Here is a 5358-nt window from a genome sequence, read left to right on the forward strand (position 1 = left end):
GTAAGTATGTGTCAATGAAAAATATAATAATTTTATTAATAAGTTTTAATTGTTTTTTTTAGAATTGAAAGAACTAATTCTAATAATTCTATATTTATTTTTCTACTTAAATAGCTTTTAGGATAGTTTTGAAATAAGAAGTTGATTAAATCTACTCCATTCCATCAATCGTAATTTTCATTTTTCCGTTTGTAGAAATAAAAGCGATAATGGCTTTGTTTGTTAATTCTACTTTTTCAAATGTAAAATCGCTCATAGTACCATTTACAAAAATACCCTTCATAGGGGAATAATTATTTAAATAAGTAGCCATGCTTTTTTTACCTTCGTCTAAATTTTCTTGAATAGAATATCTGCAATTTTCCTGTATTTTTCTTAAAATAGTACCTTGAGCTAACCAATTGGCAGATTTTAAAAGCACACTCTTTGTGTCTAAAACATAGTCTAATTTGTCAAAGAAAATTTCTTTAGTTACTGTATTATATTGTGGATAACCTGATAAATAAATTGTTCCGTTTACCGAGCCTAATAAATCTAATGCAATAATTAGTTTACTCTCGTTTTGCCATATACTTACTTTTTGAACAATTACTTTCTTACTGCCTGAACCAAATTCTTGTCCTTGAAAATTTTTTGTGATAACTTTAGATGCACTTTCATAAGTAGAAACAGCAGCCACGGCTACTTCAAACTCATTTGGAATGGTTTTAACAGGTTTTAAAACTAATTTATTTTTATCGAATGTGTTTTTAGGTTGTTGCCCTATCATGGTTTGCATAGTGCATTTTAAACCCATATTCATTGTTATTTTACTGTTTTTTAATTCGGCCTCTGTCACATATAATTCTACAGGAGCTAGTTTAAACCAAGCTTCATAAGCATCATTAGTTAAAAAAGGAGTGCTTATTTTTTCCATAGCATCTAAAACCATAGGTTTAAAATCACAAGAAGCATCAATTGCCTCATCAATCATTTTAGCAATTTTACTTTTAAAGATTGAAACTGTAGGGTTGATTATGTAGGTTATGGGTACTTTTTTTCCAGCAATGACAATGTTTGGACTTTCACTCCATTCAAAATCTTTTATAGACGATTGAGTAGTTAATTTCCAGTTGTATAAATGAGCTTTACTATTTAAGGTAATGGTGCCATTCAAATTAATTTCTTTAGTATCATTTAACCCCATAAAATTGGTTCCGTACTTAACTTTAGTCCATATTTTTAAAGGAATCACAGAAATAATTTCTCCTTTTACTTCGGTTAATTTAATAGGAGCTGTCTTCCAAATTTTCATTTCGGTATCATCATCATTAATATTATTATCTTCATAGATTAGTCCATCCATATTCTTATTTAAAAGCGTTTCAATATCTTTTAAACTAATTTCGGTAGGTAGAGAAATAAAAGATGTTTTGTTTTTATAAACCATAGGACTATCATCTGATAATGGTGGTTTTAAAGCTTCAATTTTGCTTGTTGTACTGCAAGAAATTAAAAATAAGAAGAAACATAATACGAAAATAATACTAACAATATATTTCATTTTCAAGGAATTTGTTTGCAAAAATAAAATATTATATGATTAGTGTAACAAAAACTTATTTTTTTGGTCTTATAAGAAAATTCATTTATAATTCATCCATAATGATAACTAAAAGAATACTCATTTTGTTTTTATTCATAGGCATTTCAGCTGTTGCACAAGAAAAGAAATGGACGTTGCAAGAGTGTGTGGACTATGCTATTAAGAACAATATTTCGGTTAAACAATCGGAATTAGATTTGAAAACATCTGATATTGAAAAATTAGAAGCAATAGGAGGTTTTTTGCCTACTTTGAGTGGTAATGCTAATTACAGTATTAATACAGGAGCGAATATTAATCCTGCAACCAATCAGTTTGAAAACCAAACCTTTAAGTCTTTTTCGGCATCTGCAAGTTCAAATATTACACTATTTAATGGATTAGCAAACTGGAAAACACTGCAAAGAACCAAATTGAGTAGGATAGCTAATGAATATCGTTTAGATAAGATGAAGGACGATATTGCGCTATCAATTGCTAATTCTTATTTGCAAATTTTATTTAATAAAGAACAATTGAAGGTTCAAAAGAATCAAAATCAAATTACTAAAGAAAATATAAAAAGGACACAAGAATTAATTGATGCGGGAGCCATTCCAGCAGGAGACATTTATGAATTAAATGCAACAGATGCTACTCAGGAACAACAAATCATTAGTACTGAAAATGCATTATTGATTTCAAAAATTTCATTATGCCAAACATTATTACTTGATAACTATGCTACTTTTGATATATCTGATGAAGCAATCGATATACCTATGACAAGCATTGAAAATGAAAGTCAAGAAGCTATTTTAGAAAAAGCCAAAGAAGCAGTTAAAGATATTAGAATTGCAGAATCAAATGTTTCTATTGCTAAAAAAGATTTGTCAATTACAAGGTCTTCCTATTTGCCTACTTTGTCCGGTTTTGTTGGATACAATACAAGATGGTCTGAAAGCACTGTGTTAAGTTTTGCCGATCAATTGTCATTATTTGATGGAACTTCTATAGGACTTCAGTTAAATGTTCCAATCTTTAACGGGTTTGCAACGAGAGGTAGAGTGCAAAGATCTAAGGTGAGTTTACAAAAAACTGAGTTACAATTAAAACAAACTGAACTCGATTTGGAGAAAAATGTTTATCAAGCATATAATGATGTAGTTAATGCAAAAAAATCTTTTGAAGCAGCACAGAAAACATTAGAAGCAAGAAAATTAGCAAACGATTTTGCCAAAGAAAGATTTGAGGTAGGTTTGATGAACTCTTTTGATTTTACACAATCTACGGTTAATTTTGAAAATGCACAATCAGAAGTTTTAAGAACAAAATACGATTACATATTTAGAACCAAAATACTAGAATTTTATTTCGGAATACCATTAATTCAAAAACAATAATAACCATGTCAAAGAAATCGATATACATTTTATTAGGAACTGTTGTAGGTTTAATTATACTTTTAATTGTATTAAAAAAGGGTGGCGTTATAGGGAATAACGATAATGCAAAAGAGGTTGAACTTGCTCAAGTGAGTCAAATGACAATTGTAGAAACTGTTTCTGCAACCGGAAAAATTCAACCAGAGATAGAAGTGAAAATTTCTTCTGAAGTATCAGGTGAAATTATTCAATTGCCTATAAAAGAAGGACAACAAGTTAAAAAAGGAGATTTATTGGTAAAAATTAATCCAGATATTTATGTTTCAGGTGTGAATAGAACAGCGGCAAGTTTATCTACTACAAAAGCAGGTTTAAGCCAAGCGGAAGCACAAGTTAAAGAAGCTAAAGCTACTTATGATAGAAACAAACCTTTATTTGAAAAAGGAGTAATTTCAAAATCAGAATGGGACAAAATTGTATCTTCTTATGAAGTGGCGCAAGCAAATAAGCAATCGGCATTCTATAATGTACAAAGTGCTACAGCTACTTTAACTGAAGCGAAAGACAATCTAGGGAGAACTACAATTTATGCTCCAGCAGATGGGACTATTTCTTTACTATCTGTAGAATTAGGTGAGCGCGTTTTAGGTACGCAACAAATGGCTGGAACAGAGATTTTGAGAGTAGCTAACTTAAACAATATGGAAGTAGAAGTAGATGTAAATGAGAATGATATTGTAAAAGTAAATGTAGGTGATTCTGCAAAAATTGAAGTAGATGCTTATTTGAAAAAAGAATTTAAAGGAATTGTAACAAGTATATCCAATTCTGCAAGTTCAGCTTTAACAGCCGATCAGGTAACTAATTTTAAAGTAAAAGTGCGTATTTTAAAAGAATCTTATGAAGATTTGTTAAAAGGAAAAGCACCCAACTATTCTCCTTTTAGACCAGGAATGACAGCAACAGTTGATATCATTACTACTAGAAGAGAAAATATTATTGCTGTTCCTATTAGTGCCGTTGTGATTAAAGAAGATACAACATCTGCAAAAAAAGACATTGTGGCTGAATTAGAAAAAGAAGAAAAACAAAGTAAAGGAACTTATAATCCTGATCAAAAATTTGAATGTGTTTTTGTAAAAGTAGGCGATAAAGCAAAACTGAGAGTTGTAAAAACGGGTATTCAAGATGATACGAATATTGAAATTATTGAAGGCTTAAAAAAGGGAGAAGAAATTATAACAGGGCCTTATTTGTTAGTGTCTAAAGATTTGAATACTAATGATAAAGTGAAAATCCAACAAGAAAAAAATAAAGACGATAAAGCAAAAAAGTAGTTAATAGTTAAGGTTATTTTTTTGGAGACGCAAATTTTATTTGCGTCTTTTTTTGTTTTAAAAAGTAAAGGTTATTACTATTATAGTAAATTATAATGCTAAATAGTTTTATAGTTAAGTAACTTTTAACTAAGAAGCCCTTTAATAGCTAAATCAATATTTTTTAATAACCTTTTAAATATTCACTTCCTTCTATTAGGAATTCAATTTTAGTTCCATCTTCAATTCTAAATTTTGTTTTAAATGTAACCATACCATCTACACTATTTTTATATACTACTAAATGTAAATGAGGTTTCGAGCTATAACCAACATTACCACTATAGCCAATAAGCTGCCCTTTTGAAACTTGATCACCCACTTTGACTTTAGACCCATTTTGTTTTATGTGGGCATATACTGCGAAAGTTCCGTCTAAATGATATATCATTATTAGATTATTGTATTTTTCACATTCTTTATTAGTGCAATGTTTGTTATTATTTTCTACGACCTTAATAACCACTCCTTCCCTAATTGCTGTTAGCTCCGTTCCAATAGGCATTGAAAAGTCTAAAGCATTTTTATTTTGATGAGAAAATGTTCCATTATAACCTTGTATAATTTTAAATTTATTTGAGTTTTTGAAAGGGAGGTCATAAACATAATTCTCATCATATTCCTTCTTATTACAATTTCCGTAATTTGCCCAAGTTGTAAACGAAAAATTATAAGGTTTACCAATTTTTAAAGCTTTAAGAGTTGTAAGTAATTGCTTTTTACTTTTAGAATCAACAACATATAGATTGTTATTACCTTCTTCTATAGTTAAGTTAGTAACATTAAAATCTAATTTAAAGCTAACAGGACAAAACTCGTCATTGTCAGCATATATATTATAACCATTATCGATTTTCTCATAATATACTTTAATATTATCTTGAGCTTTACATATTGAAGTTGTAATTATGAACGCAATTATTAAAATTTTTTTCATTAATATTTTGTTTTTATTTTTATAAAAGTTTGCAGATTTGAGATTTTTTTACACTAATAAGTTAGATTTTTCAATGAATGATGTACTTTATAATGC

Annotated in this window: 4 protein-coding genes; 2 read left to right on the forward strand and 2 right to left on the reverse strand. The window is 28.8% G+C overall.

The window, feature by feature from the left end; genetic code table 11:
* Positions 1–151: 151 nt before the first annotated feature.
* Positions 152–1543, reverse strand: a complete 1392-nt coding sequence (locus HALO113_RS17960) for a DUF4403 family protein (protein ID WP_159780519.1) — start codon at positions 1541–1543, stop codon at positions 152–154.
* Between the two features lie 104 nt (positions 1544–1647).
* On the opposite strand from HALO113_RS17960, the gene HALO113_RS17965 reads away from it, so the two are divergent.
* Entirely contained in the window at positions 1648–2967 is a 1320-nt protein-coding gene (locus tag HALO113_RS17965) for a TolC family protein (protein ID WP_370519402.1), read from the forward strand.
* A gap of 5 nt (positions 2968–2972) precedes the next feature.
* Positions 2973–4286, forward strand: a complete 1314-nt coding sequence (locus HALO113_RS17970) for an efflux RND transporter periplasmic adaptor subunit (protein ID WP_159780521.1) — start codon at positions 2973–2975, stop codon at positions 4284–4286.
* Between the two features lie 163 nt (positions 4287–4449).
* Here HALO113_RS17970 and HALO113_RS17975 read toward each other — a convergent pair whose 3' ends face one another.
* Complete coding sequence (locus HALO113_RS17975; protein WP_159780522.1) at positions 4450–5262, reverse strand: M23 family metallopeptidase; 813 nt, start codon at positions 5260–5262, stop codon at positions 4450–4452.
* Positions 5263–5358: the final 96 nt, after the last annotated feature.

It is taken from the genome of Flavobacterium sp. 9AF, assembly GCF_902506265.1.
Classification (GTDB): Bacteria; Bacteroidota; Bacteroidia; order Flavobacteriales; family Flavobacteriaceae; genus Flavobacterium.

Bases quoted from the DNA above. Each gene is read 5' to 3' on its own strand.
- HALO113_RS17970 (WP_159780521.1), top strand. From the start codon at position 2,973: ATGTCAAAGAAATCGATATACATTTTATTAGGAACTGTTGTAGGTTTA.
- HALO113_RS17975 (WP_159780522.1), bottom strand. From the start codon at position 5,262: ATGAAAAAAATTTTAATAATTGCGTTCATAATTACAACTTCAATATGT.
- HALO113_RS17960 (WP_159780519.1), bottom strand. From the start codon at position 1,543: ATGAAATATATTGTTAGTATTATTTTCGTATTATGTTTCTTCTTATTT.